At 35.9% G+C, this 18,782-nt stretch carries 17 protein-coding genes and 1 other RNA gene; 11 read left to right on the forward strand and 7 right to left on the reverse strand.

The window, feature by feature from the left end; translation table 11 throughout:
* Positions 1-5 precede the first annotated feature (5 nt).
* The 4 genes from I600_RS06915 to I600_RS19610 all read left to right on the forward strand — a co-directional run bounded on the left by I600_RS06915 (position 6) and on the right by I600_RS19610 (position 3,020).
* Complete coding sequence (locus I600_RS06915; protein ID WP_058103726.1) at positions 6-296, forward strand: winged helix-turn-helix domain-containing protein; 291 nt, start codon at positions 6-8, stop codon at positions 294-296.
* Between the two features lie 54 nt (positions 297-350).
* A complete protein-coding gene (locus I600_RS06920; protein ID WP_058103727.1) occupies positions 351-803 on the forward strand; it encodes a Coq4 family protein in 453 nt (150 codons plus the stop codon).
* Between the two features lie 125 nt (positions 804-928).
* Complete coding sequence (locus I600_RS06925) at positions 929-2,329, forward strand: DUF4153 domain-containing protein (RefSeq protein WP_058103728.1); 1,401 nt, start codon at positions 929-931, stop codon at positions 2,327-2,329.
* Positions 2,330-2,771: 442 nt separating this feature from the next.
* Positions 2,772-3,020, forward strand: coding sequence for a DUF2809 domain-containing protein (locus I600_RS19610; RefSeq protein ID WP_394364953.1), 249 nt, complete (start codon positions 2,772-2,774; stop codon positions 3,018-3,020).
* Here I600_RS19610 and I600_RS06935 read toward each other — a convergent pair.
* Both I600_RS06935 and I600_RS06940 read right to left on the reverse strand, forming a co-directional pair.
* Positions 2,999-3,274: a hypothetical protein gene (locus I600_RS06935; RefSeq protein WP_058103730.1), complete on the reverse strand. Its 276-nt coding sequence runs from the start codon at positions 3,272-3,274 to the stop codon at positions 2,999-3,001. The genes I600_RS19610 and I600_RS06935 overlap by 22 nt on opposite strands.
* A gap of 103 nt (positions 3,275-3,377) precedes the next feature.
* Positions 3,378-4,574 (reverse strand): NAD(P)-dependent oxidoreductase, encoded by a 1,197-nt coding sequence (locus I600_RS06940; RefSeq protein WP_058103731.1) that lies wholly within the window; start codon positions 4,572-4,574, stop codon positions 3,378-3,380.
* Positions 4,575-4,751: 177 nt separating this feature from the next.
* Between I600_RS06940 and ssrA the strand changes: the two genes are divergently transcribed.
* Positions 4,752-5,151: a transfer-messenger RNA gene (gene ssrA / locus I600_RS18945) on the forward strand.
* 56 nt (positions 5,152-5,207) lie between these two features.
* Here ssrA and I600_RS06945 read toward each other — a convergent pair.
* The 5 genes from I600_RS06945 to I600_RS06965 form a co-directional block, all read right to left on the reverse strand.
* Positions 5,208-5,948: a DUF1963 domain-containing protein gene (locus I600_RS06945; RefSeq protein WP_058103732.1), complete on the reverse strand. Its 741-nt coding sequence runs from the start codon at positions 5,946-5,948 to the stop codon at positions 5,208-5,210.
* A gap of 9 nt (positions 5,949-5,957) precedes the next feature.
* Entirely contained in the window at positions 5,958-7,199 is a 1,242-nt protein-coding gene (locus I600_RS06950) for a hypothetical protein (RefSeq protein WP_058104309.1), read from the reverse strand.
* A gap of 48 nt (positions 7,200-7,247) precedes the next feature.
* Positions 7,248-7,889 (reverse strand): hypothetical protein, encoded by a 642-nt coding sequence (locus tag I600_RS06955; protein ID WP_058103733.1) that lies wholly within the window; start codon positions 7,887-7,889, stop codon positions 7,248-7,250.
* Between the two features lie 177 nt (positions 7,890-8,066).
* The gene (locus I600_RS06960; protein ID WP_058103734.1) at positions 8,067-8,972 is read right to left on the reverse strand and encodes a DUF6892 domain-containing protein; all 906 of its coding nucleotides are present in this window, start codon (positions 8,970-8,972) and stop codon (positions 8,067-8,069) included.
* 19 nt (positions 8,973-8,991) lie between these two features.
* On the reverse strand, positions 8,992-9,435 hold the full coding sequence (locus I600_RS06965; protein WP_058103735.1) for an SMI1/KNR4 family protein: 444 nt from the start codon (positions 9,433-9,435) through the stop codon (positions 8,992-8,994).
* A gap of 214 nt (positions 9,436-9,649) precedes the next feature.
* Here I600_RS06965 and I600_RS06970 point away from each other — a divergent pair, with 214 nt between their 5' ends.
* The 6 genes from I600_RS06970 (at position 9,650) to I600_RS06995 (ending at position 18,778) form a co-directional block, all read left to right on the forward strand.
* Positions 9,650-10,705: an SMI1/KNR4 family protein gene (locus tag I600_RS06970; protein WP_058103736.1), complete on the forward strand. Its 1,056-nt coding sequence runs from the start codon at positions 9,650-9,652 to the stop codon at positions 10,703-10,705.
* A 55-nt stretch (positions 10,706-10,760) separates the two neighbouring features.
* Positions 10,761-13,235, forward strand: a complete 2,475-nt coding sequence (locus I600_RS06975; protein WP_058103737.1) for a hypothetical protein — start codon at positions 10,761-10,763, stop codon at positions 13,233-13,235.
* A gap of 3 nt (positions 13,236-13,238) precedes the next feature.
* Positions 13,239-13,898 (forward strand): DUF1266 domain-containing protein, encoded by a 660-nt coding sequence (locus I600_RS06980; protein ID WP_058103738.1) that lies wholly within the window; start codon positions 13,239-13,241, stop codon positions 13,896-13,898.
* Entirely contained in the window at positions 13,895-16,144 is a 2,250-nt protein-coding gene (locus tag I600_RS06985; RefSeq protein WP_157490850.1) for a tetratricopeptide repeat protein, read from the forward strand. Before I600_RS06980 ends, I600_RS06985 begins: the two co-directional genes overlap by 4 nt.
* Before the next feature lie 121 nt (positions 16,145-16,265).
* A complete protein-coding gene (locus I600_RS06990) occupies positions 16,266-18,146 on the forward strand; it encodes a tetratricopeptide repeat-containing sensor histidine kinase (RefSeq protein WP_245188854.1) in 1,881 nt (626 codons plus the stop codon).
* Positions 18,143-18,778 (forward strand): response regulator transcription factor, encoded by a 636-nt coding sequence (locus I600_RS06995; RefSeq protein WP_058103741.1) that lies wholly within the window; start codon positions 18,143-18,145, stop codon positions 18,776-18,778. Before I600_RS06990 ends, I600_RS06995 begins: the two co-directional genes overlap by 4 nt.
* Positions 18,779-18,782: the final 4 nt, after the last annotated feature.

The raw sequence follows: 18,782 nt of genomic DNA on the forward strand, positions 1-18,782 counted from the left end.
GCTATATGAGTTTAATAGATAACATAAATAAAGCATTTGACCACCGAATACGTTTGGGCATCATGTCCATTTTAATGGTCAACGATTATGCCGACTTTAAAATGTTGAAAGAGCTATTAGGTGCAACCGACGGTAATTTAGCCAGCCATACAAAAGCACTTGAAAAAGAAGAATACATAAAGGTTGAAAAACAGTTTATAGGCAGAAAACCTAATACACGTTATTCAGCGACCAAATTAGGTAAAGCACAGTTTAAAAAACATATTAATGCTTTAGAAAAACTAATAGGTAAATAGTATATTTTTTTATCATTTTACTTTGAATTTCAAAGTACTTTATAAATACAAAATATGAGAGCAGTCACTTTAGAAAAACTATATGATTGGAGCGTTAAGCCTTATCAATACTTCAAGAAAAATGAAGCCTGGCAATACAATGCTGAAGATTTACAAAATTACCCAATCAATTCTTTAGGCTATCACATGGGCAAATTTCTAACCACTCATAGTTTTCAGTTGCAAGAAAAACTAGAGAGTCATGATGTTTTTCATGTGCTTACCAATACCGGTATTACTGTACCCGATGAAATAAGCATGCAATTCTATTTATTTGGAAATGGAAAAAGAAGCTTCTATTTGTTTACAGTAATCTGCATAGGTTCTATGCTGTATCCGGATTATTGGAGGTATTTCAAATCCAAATATACAAGCGGAAAATCTGCACTCCCCTTTCATCAATTAGATTTTCAAAAACTATTGCATCAACCCATAGAACGAATTAGATCTACATTTTTAATTCCTTAAACATATGAATATATACACAACTAAAATCATCAAACTATACCCAAGGATAAAGCTAATTATAGGCTATTATCTCCTTTTAATCCTAGTAAAAATTAAATCATTATTAATCAATTAAACTTCAAATTATGAACGTTCACATAAAATCACTCTTGTCTGCATTAGCATTTAGTTTACTATTCTACAGTAAAAGCTTTGGACTAAATTTATTCTTAATATCCATTTTGGTAGTAACCCTTGTTTCTACTCTTAAGGCTACACGCTCTGTTTCTTGGGTATATGCCCTCACCTATATACTTACTTCTATTTTTGTATTCATCAACCCCACCGGGTTTACCATATTTGTTCATTTCATGGCGTTAATGGTCTATGTGGGCAAATCTATTTCAAGCAACACATCGTTATACCTTACTTGGCTATTAGGTTTTACAAATCTCTTTATTGCTACTATTGCCAATTTCATTCAAAAGCAAAATGCAGTTGAAGAGAACACTACAAAAAAAGAGACTTCACCTAAACTGTTAAACCGTTTAAAAGGCGGTTTCTTCGCAGGGGTTCTGCTCATCTTATTTGCTGCACTATACAAAAATGCAAACCCTGTTTTTGGAAACCTCGTAAATCAGATCAATTTTAATTTTATAAGCATCCCATGGGTATTCTTCACATTTTTAGGCTATGTTATATTTCTAAATATTCTACGTCCGTTAGATGCAAAAGAACTCATTGCCACCGATCTATCACAGAAAAACGAATTAACGAGTCCGACAGAAATAGAAATTATCGGGCAAAAAAAGCAGCTAGAAAGTGAACATACTTTAGGCTCAATTATATTCATTGTCCTTAATTTTTTACTTGTATTCTTTTTAGTAACAGACGGAATCTATCTTTTTCAAAAAACAGATATTTCTAATGCTGAATACTCTGCATCTGTTCACCAAGGCGTATATGCCCTAATGTTTTCTATCGTCTTAGCGATTATATTAATTCTTTATTTCTTTAGAGGGAATCTTAATTTTTACAAGGAAAATCAGCAACTAAAAACACTCACCTATGGATGGATTTCTTTAAACATTTTACTCATCATCTTTACATCATACAAGAACTTTACCTATGTTGAAGCCTTGGGTCTTACCTATAAGCGTATTGGGGTTTTCGTTTACCTTTTACTTACCCTTACCGGATTGATAACTGCTTATATTAAAGTAGCAGAGATAAAAAGTTTTATCTATTTGGTGCGTACCAATATTGCAACCGTGTTTGCTTTTTTGATAATTAGTGCTGCCATCCCGTGGGATAGAACTATTACCCATTTCAATTTAAGCACACTTGAAAATCCTGATATTCATTACCTCATAGATTTGGGAGACACCAATAGCATTCAGTTATACAAATATGCTAAAGTGAAGAGCGTAGACTATGATATGAAAATAAGTATTCAGGAAAAATACAAAGAATACATCACCCAACAATCAGAAAAAACATGGCAAGAATATACATTAGCGCAGCTTGTTCAAAATGACTCAAAATGATAGCCTTATTTAAACATAAATGGAATCGTAGAATTATGAGAGTAGTTTCATTTTATTTTCTACTCTCAACTTTACTGCTGTGTATTGCCTTAATACCAGAAAATGAATTCACTACCGTTATAGGTATTATTCTATATCTGAGTTATATCATGGTTACCTGCATAGCAATTATCATTCTACTTGTAAATCTATTAAGGTATTCTAATGATATACAAGAACATTTTATGGCGTTCATCTTATTGATTATGAACTACCCAATAAGCATGCTATACCTATACTTCATAACCGCATAATTATTAAAACAAATGAAATTCAAATTCAACCGTATCTATTTTATATACTTTCTAGTACTATTAGGAATCGAAATATTAATTGCCGGCTTCTTAAAATCAGGATTTATTCGACACACTGTTGGCGATTTCTTAGTAGTCATACTATTATTTTGCTTTTTAAATCCTTCTTGAAAATAGAATCTATTAAATTGGGTATGGCTACCTTAATTATCGCTTATTATATCGAATTTTTACAACTTACAGATTTCTTGAATTATTTAGGACTTAAAAATAACACTTGGGCAAATCTCCTTTTTGGAAATTATTTTAGCATACAAGACTTATTGGCTTACTCTTTAGGCACTATCGCAATAGTATGGCTTAGTAAACTAAAACCTTATAAAAACGTAGAAAAATGAGTTCCAATTTCTTGCTCAAATTTTGTTGTAATGGCATTTCGGTATGCCGTTGGCGTTTGCTCACTTACTGTTATTTTATTAGCAATAACATCTACATTAAAATGGAAACATGAAAAATCTGAGCAAGCGTCCAAACTCTCAAAATTTGTAATCAAGAATTTTACGATTTTTGGTCTTAACTGATATTCCAGGTCAACACACCACCTATGTAATTTTTCATCAGCTGTATCACCTAAAATCCAATTAAATCTCATGGTACTTTAAATTATTACCACAATATAACTCTAATTTAACAATTACTTAACAACTGATTTAAAATTTAGTAAATGAAGATTACAAACTTTAATTCACTCTCAGTTAAGAAATATAATCTTTCAAATAGCTAAAACGTTCCGTAAGTTTTCCTCCTTTGGTCATTCTTGCTCTATCAAGTACTCCGTCTTTATCACCATTAAAAAATGCAGGAATAACATTTTTTATAAATGCATCACCAAAACCTTCACTAGCATCTCTAGGTAACTCACATGGCAAATTGTCCACGGCCATAACAGCAATAACATGCTCATTTTTGAAATCTGCTTCAGACTCCGTCTCTGGATCATAGCCATAAATTGGATCTGCTATCGTAGAAGGTCTAATGGTCGATGCCACGGGACCATCTATATCACAGCTTACATCTGCAACAACCCGTATCTTAAAATCTTTTTGTTTTGCATCTTCCCTAGTAAATAGATATGGAGCGCCCTGACCATAAAAATGACCGGCAATGTAGAAATCTGTAACCTTTGCAAACCTAAAAAAGTTAGACTTGTATTCTTCTGGGTGCGCAAAAAAATTGGCTTTATTACCGCGTACCCCATCTTTTCGCTTATTATACTCACCGGCGTCTATTTGACAATAAACAGGCTCGTTGAAGGTTTCTTCTAAATACTCGGTAACATTTACACGTTTCATGCCCATACCATCCAACATTTCCCTAGCTCCGTTACCAACTCTACCTCTACCAGTAAGCAATACCTTGATATTTGGTAATTCCAATTTTTTAAGCGCTTCAATTAATGCTTGTTGATCAGGTAAATCATTAGCTTTTGGTAATTGAAAAATATCGTATTTAAGTCCATATGTCCTAAAACCATTAAAAGCTCCAACAATACCGGCATATCTACCAAACGCAACAACACGTTGCTCTTGTTTATTGGTAATCACTTCATGGTCGTACAATTCTATATTCTTCTCTAAAATGGCACGGAGCAAATCTCTATTATAAGGTTGCTTTTTAATGGTGTGGGAAAAGAAAAAGTATTTTTTATTGGGAATAAGGGCATCAATAGGCACTTCTTTAACACCTAAAAGAACATCGCACTGATCCATTTCATTAGCTACTGTAATACCTAAATCACTATAAGCATTATCTTCATATGCTCTTATAGGGGAAGGTTCTACAACTATTTCTGCCTTATTATAGGTTTTTAAGACTTTTTGACATGCTTTTGGCGATAGAACCACACGCTTATCTGGCGGATTCTTACGTTCTCTAATGATTCCGAACTTCATATGGGTTTGGTATAAATATTGCACTAAATTATACAATTAGAAACACTTTAGCTTGGGTCTAAATAAAATTATAGCGGTTGCTAAAGATTTGTTAGCTTTGCTGCCCGCTATTTATTAGCGTTATGTTTTTAAAAATACATAGAACGGTATTTAGAGTAAAAAGTTCTTTTACATATTGGGGCCGACCGGTTTTGACAGCGAGACCAGTTGGAATGTAAGCATGTCGAGCGCTGGGAAACAGCTCGTTAATCTCATTTTTCACACTTTTAATTGGCGAAAATAATTACGCTCTTGCCGCTTAATCTGAATTATAGTAAGATTAGCCTCGTCCCTACAAGGTAGGGAAGCGAGATGTTCCTGAATAGCCCTTGTTGATGGCGATTCTTATAGGAGCACCAGAAAAGTCAACATAAGGGTGTTCGCTCGCTTTGGCGACACCACCAAAATCTTAAGAAGATAAGTGTGTATTAGGCGGTTTCTGGTCAGGTACACATCGAAAATTAATCAGGTCCTAAACATGTAGAAAGCATTTTAATTGCTTGTTTGGACGAGGGTTCGAATCCCTCCGGCTCCACTAAACAAAAATAAAACCACCTTTTGGGTGGTTTTATTCGTTTAAATATAGCTTATACCCTACCCCGCATTAGACTTAACATTGGAAAAATCCCCTTTCACCAATTTCTCTTTTTCTATAAATAGCATTAAATATCCACGACCGTTCCAATACAAACCAAAACCAGATTGATAACGCAAGGTTAATAATGATGTCCAATTTTCATTTTCCCTTGGATCAGCTTTTAGTGAATTATAATAAGGGTAGCCTAATAAATAACTATCGTATTTTTTATCTGTTTTCTCCAATACCTTAGTACAGACATAGTTGACTTGTCTTTTATTCAGTCCTTTAGTTTTGTATAGTTCTGGCTTAAAAGGAATATCCACTTCTTGTTTAAAAATTACATCTAATGAATACTTATCTGGAAAATTAGGATTGTCATATGGCTTTAAATCTTCAATATTTTCAAAATAGAAGACCTTCGCATAGTTATCATCTGTCCAAGCCATTGTATTTGCCTCATTGTACGCTACAAATATGCTTAACAAACCTTTCTTTGGTAGTTGGTTTTCACCCGGTGGTAGTTCACTTAGATTAAATTGTGCTATAAATTTATAATCACCAAACTTATGCTTAGGCCATTCAAAATTTCCTGGCACTAGCGGATTTCCTCCATATTTACTGAGCCCCTTTTCATCAAAGACAGTTCCTTGCTCAATTTTTATTGCAGGAAGCATAATCGACCGTAAATAATCATCCTTCTGGTCCAAATCATATTTTCCTGCTATTATAATCTCGTTAAGATCTTTAATATCCATCGTCCGCTTTTACCACTTTAAAATTTGTTCCTCTTTCCAAATGACCAACCTAAATTCTTCATAGTGTTTTCCCGTTGCAATGGTATGGTCATCTCTAAGTCCTTTATCTAGTTGTAATTTATGAAGCACACCAGATGACGATCCTACCCATAGTGTTTTTTCATCATCAGAAATGGTCATACCACTTATGGTAGACCCCAGAAAATATCTCCACATACAATTTCCTTTAGTATCAACTGCTCTAATATACCCAAAAGCATCACCCAAAATATAGTAGGTAGCTGTTGCCACACCACAATACACTCGCATTTCTTCATCTACCACGGTATACTGATCACTTTCTTCATAGGCAGGGATACTTAAATTCTCAAAATCAGTAGTGGCTACCCCAATAGTAATACCGTTATAAAAGTGGCAAGAATTGGTAATCAACTGATCATCATCTTTAGAAAAAAGGCAAAAATCCGGATAGGATGATTGCGGACCAACAGCACCTACTTCGGTACCGTTTTGGTCCAATATTCTATGATCGCTACATTGGTCACCTACAACAATGTATTTGTTATCATTGGAAAGCGTTGCATTCTCCATATCAATATATGGCTCCCATTCATCATCCTCTGGGTCAGGTAAAGGGTGAATCATTTTCTCAGTATTTTGAGTGATGATAAAAATACCTTCAGAAGTTACCATAAGTACTTTTTTACCGTCATTGAACGGAATCAATTCCGTTATCCCCAGGTTCTTTGCGGTCTCTAGCTCAAATGTTTCTATAATATTGCCTTCCCAACCTTGGGTGGTTACAATGGTATTATTCGTTACAATGGCAAATACATTATTACGTTTAGATTTACCAATGGCGCCTATAGTACTTTCTAATGCAATGACCTGGTCACCTTTTAGAAGATATGCTTGTCTTTTCTGATAAGCGGTACCCACCATGAACACAATTTTTTGATCATCTATAAAAAATAGTTGCTGTATACTTTGTGATTTCTCTTTCATGAACTGCACCATTGGAGAATGAGCAGGTGGAAAATCATTTCTAAAGGCATTAACAGTATTGTTATTATTGGCTTCTTTTAATAGTTGAAAAACAGCTTCTGCCAAGTGATCTCTTTTATCTTCGGGCTCTTTACCTTTCCAATTATCCCATCCATTGGTTTCGCCAAATTCAACCATTTTATTTACATCAGAAGCATATTTACTTCCTTTAGAATTCCATTCTTTTTTGATATCGTCAATATTCATTCCTGATTTTTTTAATTTATTAAGTATGGATCGGATCATGTTTATCTTCTAATTAAAAAGAATAGCTGTGTTGTTATTGATACTAAATTTAGCAGCATCAATTAGTGATGCGCATACTAAAATTTCAATCCAGAAATCGCCATTTTCCTGTATTATTTCATTTAACTGTTGAACATTCATAATATCATTGTTGTCATCTAATTCAATACCCAAATACTTAGTGAGACCTTTTAGTTCTTCGAGCAAGCTGTAAGATGAACCGATCATGGCACCGGGTACACGAGCTTCTTCGATATCAAAAAGCACTTCTGGCATTTTTACGGGAAGATAAAAACCCTCGGCATCTGAATGGGTCAGCAAGTGACTTTCCATATACGAATAGTGATCTTCTAAAACTGAATCTACACCAGGATCTTCATTTGGGGAAAAAGGCTTAGGCTTCCAATTCTCGTCGTCTTCATTTTCCCAAGCATGTGCTAGAAATCGTCTTAAATAGTGCAAAAAACTATTAGGAAAACCGCCAAATTGTAACGCTTCATTTTCCATCTCCTCAGGTTCATTATGCGGTTCTAAATTATTTGTAGCAAGAACAACATTGATATTTTGAAAGATTTTTTTATAAGCATTGTAGGCTTCAGGCTCACTACCTTTAAACTCTGCCAACATTCCGCTTGTAATTTCTAAACCCATAATTTTTTCTGTTATAATAGGTATCAAATGTATACATAGCATGGTTTTCATATATCCCTGAAACCAATGAATTCTTTATTTCCTAGATTTCTATTGTTACTATGTACGATTCCCTTAAAATGAAAAAAATACGCTAATTATGCGTACTTTTTTGATTATTGTTATTTACACGACCAATCAAATCCACTCGGCATCAACGCCAAGAATAATCAGTTCGTCACATATATGCTCTTTTGCATAGCATAACGTAGCTTTCTTTAAATTGGGAAAGTGTTTAATATCATCGCTACGTTCAATATCCCAAAATTCAACCGCGCCACCAGAGAAAGGGGAAAGGTTCATATAAATATCATTGCCCCCATCTTGATAAATTTCGGTAATCTCGGGTGCCAAACGTTTTGGTATGGGTAATTTTTTAAAGTATTGGGTTACTTCATCTATGGGGTCATAACCTTCTTCATCAATATCTATTTCACGATCCTTATACCAATCTGCAAACTCGTACAAATCGAATTTTGGTTTCAATAATCCCTTTATATACATCAACTCTTCTATGATGGAAAGCTTGAATCCGAAATCGGCAAACTCTATTTCCTCCTCATCAATTGGCTTAATGGTGTATTTGTCTGCCGGTATTCCTTCTCCACGAACATAAGCTTTGTGCGCACTAACTTCAATAGCTCTTACAAGTTCATTTTTTACACTGAACCACGCACTTAATCCGTTTTGCACCAAGGCACCGGAATCATCACCTTTGAATGTTTTTTCACGTTCATTTTCATGTGTTTTATAGTATTCAATAATATCTTCACCATTGAAAGTAAACGTTCCGCTGAAGATTGCTTTCGGACTGAATTTATACGTTGAAATTTCCAATTCAAACCCTAGGGAATTTACTAGTTCACCATTAGATGTATAGGCGATAATCCCTAAATCATCCCAAACAAAAAGTGTGTTATTCTTTCCTTTATGCTCTCTACATTCTGGGGTAATAATCTCCTTTAATGCTCCTATTGAAACAGGAAACTGTACTGCAACGGAATTGATTTGAAAACTATCCGAAGAAAATTCTATATTGACCATAAGCTATTTATATATTAGATTATAAAGGTTTTTGGGTACTTACAAGCTCTTTAAAAGATTTAGAAAGTAACGCTACCTCGCCACCATCATGGTAATATGCCCAAACCGTAAATTTACATTTTGGATCTAAATATAGGTAATCTCCATTCTCCTCACCTATAACAAAACCTTTAGCTACACGTGCCAATTTTACGGAATGAAAATGTGCTGAAGGCGCAGTGAACTCCATCCCCACTTCTTCTTGAACCGTGGTGTATAATTTTAAACATTCATAGTTGGCAGCTTTACCAACGCCACTCATTTCCCATCTTTTTAAAAGGGCTACTTTACCCATTAGGTTCCATGTACGTTTATCCCACCTGCTACTATTTTTCAATAAAACACCCCTAGGATTATCCCGTAGAAAATGAATATAGTCTACCGGCAAATCTCGCTTAAAACTTTCGCTCCATTCCAATTTCATAAGTGCTGGTTAATTGTTTTGAAAGGATGTTTAAAATGAACTACAAAAATGATGCTTCAACTTTAAAATTTGCTAACCGTTTTCAGTGATATTGCTGCCCAAATATGCCGAATTACAAGGTAAACGTTCTTTTCTAAAAATTAAAATCACCCTTTTCGGGGATAGCCTCCCCATTAATCTCAGGTACCTTAGCAGCACCAATAAATAGGTTGAAATGAGAAATAAGATTGCGTTTTCAGACCATGTAGAACAAATGAAATGGGAGGATTTTCATTTTGATATAATGACCGTAAACACCCTGCCACAGATAGAAGACCCTGAAGATATTGATAACAGTTTTACATTTTGCGATGCCCTATTAGATGCATTCAAAGTAGCAACGAACAAAGAAGTACTTAAACTACTTTTTATTAGTCCAGATGATATATCCAATTCCAAATTCTACGGTATCGCATATTTAGAAAGTAAAGAAGTTTTTACTGCCGAAATAGAAAGCACACCGTTGTTTAAAGAATGGTTTACTATTATAGATGAAAGAACACGTAAAAAAGAAACCAACGCTGCAAAGGTGTATTTTTTTGGCGCCAATTCTTTTAGCAGTCAGCCTATTTCCAATTTTAAGGACAACCGGGTATTTGAAAAGTCCGGTTTATTTATTTCGGACCATATCCCCAATGTATTTATCGCTGAAAAACTGGCAAAAGAAAAAGCGGATTTTATAGCGCCGTATATTCAGTTGGAAGCTAAAAGCAATTTTCAAAAAGTGGTGCAGCTATTTGTGCAATTGGTACATACCAAAGGTCTCGTAATTATTCCACCAAAGAACAATGATGTAATTTATGAGGAGTTTGAGGCTGAAGCCGGATATCCATTTCCAAATATCATCAAAGAATTTTTAACCCTACATAACGGCGTACAGAATTCAGCGATTATGGGTGCCGAGAAAATTTTTCAAGAATGGAAAGATTGGTACAGAATTTATAATGATTGGACACAAGAGGAACTGCTAGACACCTATAGTAACAACGAAGGTAAAACCCTGCTAATGTACACTACACCGTATTGGATTCCGTTTTTCGATTTGCAAAACGGAAATTTTCTGGCATTTGATTTTGCACCGGATACCAAGGGTTCAGCGGGTCAAATTATACGTTTTGGTGCCGACCAAGAAATTGGCTACATACAAGCTGATCGCTTGGATTTATTTTTAGAAAGCTTGATGGATGTTGACGGTGACATTCAAGATTATGAATGGTTCAGCAGTGAATAATTCCTGGTTAAACTACCAACTAAATCCATTTAAAACGTATTAGACATCTAGGTACATGTTAGAAATTTTTAAGAATAAAATACTCCCAAAGTTAGAAACAACACAGCTATCGGCACCCGCTGCAAAAGCTTTGTTACAGGTTTTAGAACTACAGGATTGCCAAGACACCAAGGTATTAGAGCAAGTAAAAAACAGCATAGACAATCAAAATAGTGAAGCCGTGTTTACCGAGGAACTGGCACAACAAATTTACTACCATCCAGAAGTTTATGCCAATGAAGAAGAAGGCATAGCATTCATGATCTCATGGCTGCCACTCTTGGAAAACGGATTTTATCCTGACAAAAAAAGCAGTGAAAAACTAATTGAATTTCTTTATTTCAGTCTAGGCTATCTTCAAAGCGAGGCGATTTCAGAAAAAGATCGTACACAAATTTTTAGCGTTTTAAAAGCATTGGTACAAAGCGAATCTAACGCTTCACTAACCGTTGCCCATTTTTTGATTCGGAAGGTATTTGATATCCGAGATTGTGTGAATTCAGATTTTATCATACAAAACTGCATAACGCATCAAATTTTTTTGGGAAACTATTACGTTCTTAATTCCGACAATGGTTTTACAAAATATTCATTCAGTATAGACAATGAATTTGTTCATCATTTTTTTAAAGGCGATTGGCATAAGTTCGTAAACGCTCTTCACCTAATTTTACCCGTAGGTAAAGTTTACCAACCAAATGCATTTAATATCATAACCGCTTGGTTAAGTACCGACTTAGCCGAGTTTTATCAAGAGCATACGGATCTGGTATTTGCAGCCCATACGGCGCTTAATGAGCGTTTCTTATTTATGGAAGAAGAAGGTATAACCTTGTTGAACCTGCAAACCAAAGACGGTATTTTTCCGCTAATTTCTGCATTAGGTACAAAGGAATGGGATGCTGGCGATGTGCTCCTTTTCAATAACCGAGATAAAAATATTCCACAAAATCAACTAGACCAATGCTACCTCAGATTTTTAGATTGGCTAAAAGCAGAAAGCGGAAGTAATTTTTACACCGAAGCCTTTCAAGCATTTGGCAAACATATTTTAACGGTAGAAAGCTCCACAGTTCTTCCCGTAGCATATATCTTGTTTTGGTTTGAAAAATGTAATCCAAAATCAGGTATTCCAGATCTAATTGAGCCATACAACAGCCTATTTTCAAGATTTCTAAGTACTGGTTCAACCGGTAAACTACCGGTAGTTAGGTTAGGTAATGAAGATGTTGAGCTAAAAGGAGAATATCTTATAGAAGAAATATTTCAAATTAAAAACAACCGGACTGAATGGATTTCAGACCTGGAGTCATCAAACCTATCTGATCCTCTAAATCAGTTTTTGATCCTAACCTTTTATGATGCTCGCGAAAAGCTGGCTACCCTTTTCGATTTAGACAACCAAAAAGTGCTATTCGCTTATCTTGAAAAAATGGCATATTCCGCTAAACAAGCGGATGATAAAGTTAAAAAAGAATGCCTACCCCTAGTCGTTAAAACGTTTACGGCACTATTTGCAGAAACCAATGATTTTACACTTGTCAATAAAATTTGGGCATTAAAAAATATTGATCCCAGTGTACTAGACCTTTGTAATGATTATGCACAATTACAGTATGTAAATGAAAGTCGCCCTTTGTTTTTGGGGCTTCTGCAAAGCTGGTATAATTTCTTAAGCGACTATTATTATAGTTTGGGTACCGAATCGGTTTGGATTCCGCATATGCTAAATACACAAGGTAGACGCAGTGCCGCCTACCTCAACGAACTTGATGAAGATGTCAGCCACTTTTTAAACCGGGCTTTAGAGCATCTTTTTGATTTCCATAAAAAAAGCAAACAGAAAGCTGAATCCAACCAATTATTTCAATCCATCCAAACGGATATTGAAAACTACCTAGAGGACTTTCTTAAAGAATTAATGGAACACAACCTGGCAAAAGAAACGGCAGAAAATATGTATATCTACAGTAAAGCACACTTTGCACATCGCAAAAAATTACAGGAGTCCATTCAAAAACACCATGACTACCATAAAGTAGAAGAACCAAAATCTGAGAAAGCAATTCTTGTTGAGCAGTTACAAAAGTCACAGATTAATAGTTCAGAAATGACCTTTGACCCAAAATATGCCAGTGCGGTCTTACACAACCTAGAAAATTATAAAACCGAAGGAACCTGTGACAGCAAACTCCTTGAAGTATTGGATAAGGACATAATAGAATTTAAAACTTGGTTATCGGAAACATCTGCTACTGAAGCCAAATTTATTCAAGCTCTTTACATGACCTTGCTTGATAAAAACCTAGCTCCTGAAACCCCTTTAGAAACGTACGGAAACCTGTGTAGAAACCTGTTCGTGAAATTAGCAAAAGACAGTAAAATGGCAAGCTCCTATCAAATGGGACTCGCGGCAATGGCAAATTCCGGAGCTTATCCAGAAAACTTAACAACTGCATTGTTGCAGGTGGTTAACCTCTTAAAAGCTTAAAAAATGACAGCAGAAATTACACCCAAAATTCAAGATCAGCTCAACTTATCTGCTTTGGTTTTAATGAACAATTATAAAAAAGCGGATTTAAACACTTGGTACGGATTTGATATTGAAGACCACTTGCAACTGAAAAATGTAGAGCGTATTGCCAAGCTACATGGCATACAATCTGGCGTTCATCTACGCAACAGTTTACACCGTTACGAAACTGGCGCTATGGCATCAAACCCTTTTGAAAAATTGGCATCTGAACTTCGCAATTATACCACCAACACTTATGAAACAAAGTATAATGCACAGAAAAACCCCATGACCAAGAATGTTTACAAACTAGTTTGGCGCTACCGTTTTAGCCTTAAAAATGAAAAACTGCAGGGCTATGATTTTGCGTATTACATTTTTCTCATGCGTATAGGCGGTGCCTTAGGTTTTATAAAACCCGAGGAAATAGCCATGCGTTTAGAAGACGTAAATACAAGATTAAAAAACACGTTTTCCAGTTGGGGCGAATTTCACCGCAATGTGTGTATTGGCGATGAATTTATAAGAGGAGCCGCAGAGCCGGACATCAGTAAATACCCCGGCACGGAAACCCTTTGGGAATGCTATCAAAGATTACATATTCACCAAGCGAACAGCTTTAAAGAATGGAACAAATGAGCTTAACAAGAAAAGAAGTCTTAGCACATATTGAACAAGCTTACGCCCTGTTGAACGCAAAAAAGTTTGCTGAGCTAAATCCGCTTATTACCATTATACAAGATAATTTAAATGTTTTGGGCTACACCTATCCGTCGGATAATGCTCGTTACTACCGCTTTTTTATGTTGTATATAGGTGCTTTTGAACAGGTAAATATGGAAGTCATGCATTCATATGTAGAAGCACTTGAAGAAGTGGGACAAGTTTTGGCATCAGACTATGAATACATTTGTAGTTATTACAAAGCTTGTCCCGAGTTGGTTTATGAAAAAGCTCTACAAGCGTATCCGTACAACGAAACATTGCACATACACTACGCCTTGAAATTACAGGTAGAAAAAAGGTACACGGAAGCAATTGCCATATTAAAATACGTTTTGGAATGTTACCCTGCCACAACCGAAGCACGATTCTTACTTTGGGAAATTCAATCGGCACAGTTAGAGGACCAAGTAAAATCTACTGAGGAAGCCGACTGTTACCAGCTGTTAGAATTAGCCTCTGCGACTCACAATCTTGATGTTTTAATAGGTCTTCAATTAGATACGCGTTTAGACAAGAAAACCAAATTACTCACCTTTATTCAAGTTGCAATTTGGGAGCTACGATCGGTAGAAGTCATTGAACTATGGAAGAAAGAGTGGAAAACGCTAGATCTAACCGATCTAAGTCGTTATGTACTGGCAGATTACGCCAAGGCTTTTATGATGTACGATCTTGTTCCACAAATATTAAAGGCACCGCAAAATCCAGATTTTCCAGATGCTGATTTTACCAATTTTACGGAATACAAAGCCTTTATACAGGCATTTACAAATGCAGGATGGCAACTGGTACAACATCATTATTTATTGCTTGGTAATGCCGCCTATTTTCATTCTAAAAATGGGAATGCAGTAAAAATTTGTCTAAGAAACGGATTGGCCCTCAACGATAAAAATCCGTTGTTGTTAAATCTAAAGGCAATGTTCCTTAAAAGCGAAGGCAGCTATCAAGAAGCTGGGGCTACCTACCATGAGGCGTTTAGAAACGGGCTCACCATGGATAATTATTTACAATATTTAATTGAACTGAACAACAGAATTGAAAGTTACCAAGGTGTTTTAGACACCGTAAAGCAATTTCACATAAGACATACGCCTACATTAAAATCCATGTTCTTTAAGGCAAGGGCTTTGTTTAAATTCCACCGAGATGATGAAGCATTGGCAGTACTGAACGAAGCGCTTCAAGATTTTCCGTTACACTCCCGATCCTACGCACCGTGGATGTACCACTATCGTATGATCATCAACAAAAGAAAACGGAACTATACCCAATATTTTTTAGACCAACAAGCGGAAATTAATTACTACGTTGATGGAGATGACGACTATTTTGATACTACCAACCTTGCCGTTGAAACCATTTTTGAACAGGGTGAATACGAAGAATGTTATAAATATGCCATTTACAATCACGAACAGGGGAAACTAACGGAAGAACTATATCCCATTTTTCAATGGATTTGTTTTTACGATTTTCTACTTGAGAAACCAGATGATTTGCAAGACCCAACGGAAGCAAATATCAACAAACAACCAGAAACATTTGAAGATTTCAGAAACAATGGTTTGATTTACTGGATGCTGGACGACCATACGGCTGCTGCGGAATCGTTAATGGTAGCGGCATCAAAATCGGTTAATAAAGCTATCTATCTAAAACTAGCATTAACATGTGCAAAAGAAGGCTTTAAAAATTCGCTTAGCCTCACCATTTGTGAAACCATAAGAAAAGAAGTTCCAGAAGCTCGTGAATTTAAAACAGATTATACGTACGCCCAGATTTTAAATGATGAACACCGCCATGAAGAAGCTTACAAAGCCCTATTAGATGTTTTAAAAAGTTATCCTGAACGTTCGTTTTTTGAATTCCCAAAAGATTACAATTTCCTTTTGCATATTCTAAAAAACAATGTCAAAGCCATGGAGAACATGAGTGCCTATAATAAATATATATCCATGCTTTTAAGTAGGGATACTCCTTTAGAAAATCAACTTAGGGAGCAGCAAGAATTATCGAAATTGCAAAGCGAAAAAGACCTTTTATTACAGCATAACCTTATGGAAAATTTAGTACGCTATAATTTTGAACTGTACCCAGAAGAACAAGAAGAATTAAAGGAAATGAAAATGCGCATTAAGGCTGCCCATTTCGCTTAAAGGTGGTAATTTTGCCCGTTCTTAAATGAAGCTACGCACACTACATAAAATCTTTATCGTCTTCCTATTTTTAGGGGTTTGCACGAATATTTGGTCACAAAAATCAGAAGCAAACCCGCTAATGGACTCGCTTTCATACGTTTATCAAAAAAACGTGTATTCACAACCTGTTTTAGCCAAGGAAGCTGCGCAAAAATGGTTGGAAGAAAGTGAAAAACAAGGCTTAAAAATCCATACCATTAGAGCGCATTATGCACTTGCGAATCTTGGAAATATTTCGGGCGATTATAAAACCGCGGTCAACGAAACTCAAAAAACCATTGCCCTTCTTAAAGAGCTCAATATGGAAAATGGTTTGGCGGCCAGCTATAATATTTTGGCATTGGGCTATAAAAACCTTGGCAACTACCCAAAGGCAATGGAAAGCTTTTTGGAGTGTTTACGGTATGCAGAAAAAATGGATGACACCCAGCAAGAAGCCAATGCCTACCAAAACATAGCTACCTTATATGTTTTACAAGAAGAGTATAAAAAGGCAACCGAAAATTTAGACCGTGCCGCGGACCTATATCGTGCTTTAGGTGATGATGATGGTGTTCTGGTTACTTTATTCAATTTCGCAAGTATTTTAAAAGAACAAGGTAAATATGATGAGGCTCGCGAACACTTTAAAACAGTGTTAGAGTATCGTGAAAAAGAAGGAAACAAAGCAGTAATAGCATATATCAACATGAATCTTTCCCAAATGTTGGTGAAAGAAGAAAAATATGATGAAGCCGTAATTTCTTTAAAGAAAACCTTGTCCCTTTTAAAGGAAGTTGAGTTTACGTCTGACATGGTGATCATTTTAAACGACCTTGGCTTGTGCGAAAGCAAACTAGGACATACCAAAAAAGCCATCTCCTATTTTGAGCAAGCGCTGCAAATGGGTGAAGAACAAGCTATAAAACAATATAAATCTGACATCTATAAAAACCTTTCCCAACTTTACCAAGATGAAGGCGATTATAAAAAGGCCCTGGCATTTTATGAAAAAGGGGTGAGTACATTATCACAGCAGAATTCTCTTGACAAAGAAAAATATGTTGCTGAACTACAAGAGCGGTATGAAACGCAACTAAAAGAAACCAGGATCAACCTTCTTGAAAAAGAACAAAAACTGGGCGAAGCAGAACTGCAAAAAGCAGAACTTACCGCAAAAAGACAACGCCTCATTAGAAATGTATTTATTGCCGGTTTTATCCTGGTTTTATTGTCATTGCTTATTCTGCGTCATCAATACGTTAAACGCTTAAAGGTACAGCAAGAATTAAGCTTACAGCGCGAAGAAAATGCCGATCAGAAAATCAACCAAATGATCAAAGATTATAGATTATCTGCCGTTGAACGGTATCAACAAGGTCAAGATGAAGAGCGTGCACGTTTGGCTCGTGAAATCCATGACGGTATTGGTAGTGATTTGGCAGGAATTAAAATTGCTTTTGAGCATTATGTGGAAGACCAACAAGAGAAGCCACAGACCAAGCGAATATTAACGGCAATAAATAATGCGTGTACAGATGTTCGCGGACTGTCCCATCAGTTACATCCACCGGCTTTTGCCGCACTGGGGTTTACCAATTTCTTGGGTGATTTTATTGACCAAATCTCCGCAAGTGATACTATAGATTTTCAAACCTTCTTTTACCCGGAAGAAGACATCAACAAATTGCCAGATGCCCTGCTTGCAGATGTGTACCGTGTTGTACAAGAATTGGTCAACAATATTCTAAAACATGCCGAAGCCACCAATGCGGAAGTACAACTTACCAAGCATTATGACCATTTGAACATTGTGGTCAATGATAATGGCAAAGGCTTTCAAGAACATAAAAAACAAGGAATAGGTCTACGAAATATTAAGGAGCGTCTTTCTAAAATGAAAGGTACTTTAGACATAGACAGTAGCGCCAGTAGCGGAACATCTATCACCATAGATATTCCATTAAAACAGACCATGTGAAGAAAATTAACATCATAATAGCGGACGATCACTTAATGTTTCTTGAAGGGATCAACACCATTTTAGGTGACATGCCAGAAATTGGAGAAGTCCACCTTGCCACAGAAGGAAAACAGGTGATACGGCTGTTGAACCAGTTTGACATCGGTTTGATCATCAGTGACATCAATATGCCAAAAATGGATGGTATTGAGTTGTTGACCGAGATAAAAAAGAAACACGGTACCGTAAAAATTATCATGCTGAGCATGTTAGACAATCATAGAACGGTACATAAGGTCATTCAAAAAGGTGCAGATGGTTTTGTTCCCAAATTTACAAGCAAAGAAGAACTGCAGAAAGCGGTACGTACCGTTTTAGATGGCGAACAATACTTTTCTGAAATTATTAAGCAACGCTATATGGAAAGTATTTTTGAGCGAAAAAAGTACAAGAATATTGAACTTTCTCCCAGAGAGAAAGAAGTATTGTCCCTGTTGGCAGACGAGCTGACATCGAAAGAAATATCGGAAAAACTATTTATTTCGGTTAATACCGTGGAAACCCACAGAAAGAATATCCTATTAAAAACAGGTTCAAAAACCACAACAGGAGCTGTAAAATATGCTATAGAATCTGGCTTGTTCGACTAAGACT

Source organism: Maribacter dokdonensis DSW-8, from assembly GCF_001447995.1.
GTDB classification, from domain to species: Bacteria; Bacteroidota; Bacteroidia; order Flavobacteriales; family Flavobacteriaceae; genus Maribacter; species Maribacter dokdonensis.

Bases quoted from the DNA above. Each gene is read 5' to 3' on its own strand.
- I600_RS06950 (WP_058104309.1), bottom strand. From the start codon at position 7,199: ATGAATATTGACGATATCAAAAAAGAATGGAATTCTAAAGGAAGTAAA.
- I600_RS06960 (WP_058103734.1), bottom strand. From the start codon at position 8,972: ATGGTCAATATAGAATTTTCTTCGGATAGTTTTCAAATCAATTCCGTT.
- I600_RS06965 (WP_058103735.1), bottom strand. From the start codon at position 9,435: ATGAAATTGGAATGGAGCGAAAGTTTTAAGCGAGATTTGCCGGTAGAC.
- I600_RS06935 (WP_058103730.1), bottom strand. From the start codon at position 3,274: ATGAGATTTAATTGGATTTTAGGTGATACAGCTGATGAAAAATTACAT.
- I600_RS06915 (WP_058103726.1), top strand. From the start codon at position 6: ATGAGTTTAATAGATAACATAAATAAAGCATTTGACCACCGAATACGT.
- I600_RS06945 (WP_058103732.1), bottom strand. From the start codon at position 5,948: ATGGATATTAAAGATCTTAACGAGATTATAATAGCAGGAAAATATGAT.
- I600_RS06980 (WP_058103738.1), top strand. From the start codon at position 13,239: ATGACAGCAGAAATTACACCCAAAATTCAAGATCAGCTCAACTTATCT.
- I600_RS06985 (WP_157490850.1), top strand. From the start codon at position 13,895: ATGAGCTTAACAAGAAAAGAAGTCTTAGCACATATTGAACAAGCTTAC.
- I600_RS06925 (WP_058103728.1), top strand. From the start codon at position 929: ATGAACGTTCACATAAAATCACTCTTGTCTGCATTAGCATTTAGTTTA.
- I600_RS06970 (WP_058103736.1), top strand. From the start codon at position 9,650: ATGAGAAATAAGATTGCGTTTTCAGACCATGTAGAACAAATGAAATGG.
- I600_RS06940 (WP_058103731.1), bottom strand. From the start codon at position 4,574: ATGAAGTTCGGAATCATTAGAGAACGTAAGAATCCGCCAGATAAGCGT.
- I600_RS06920 (WP_058103727.1), top strand. From the start codon at position 351: ATGAGAGCAGTCACTTTAGAAAAACTATATGATTGGAGCGTTAAGCCT.
- I600_RS06975 (WP_058103737.1), top strand. From the start codon at position 10,761: ATGTTAGAAATTTTTAAGAATAAAATACTCCCAAAGTTAGAAACAACA.
- I600_RS06990 (WP_245188854.1), top strand. From the start codon at position 16,266: ATGGACTCGCTTTCATACGTTTATCAAAAAAACGTGTATTCACAACCT.
- I600_RS06955 (WP_058103733.1), bottom strand. From the start codon at position 7,889: ATGGGTTTAGAAATTACAAGCGGAATGTTGGCAGAGTTTAAAGGTAGT.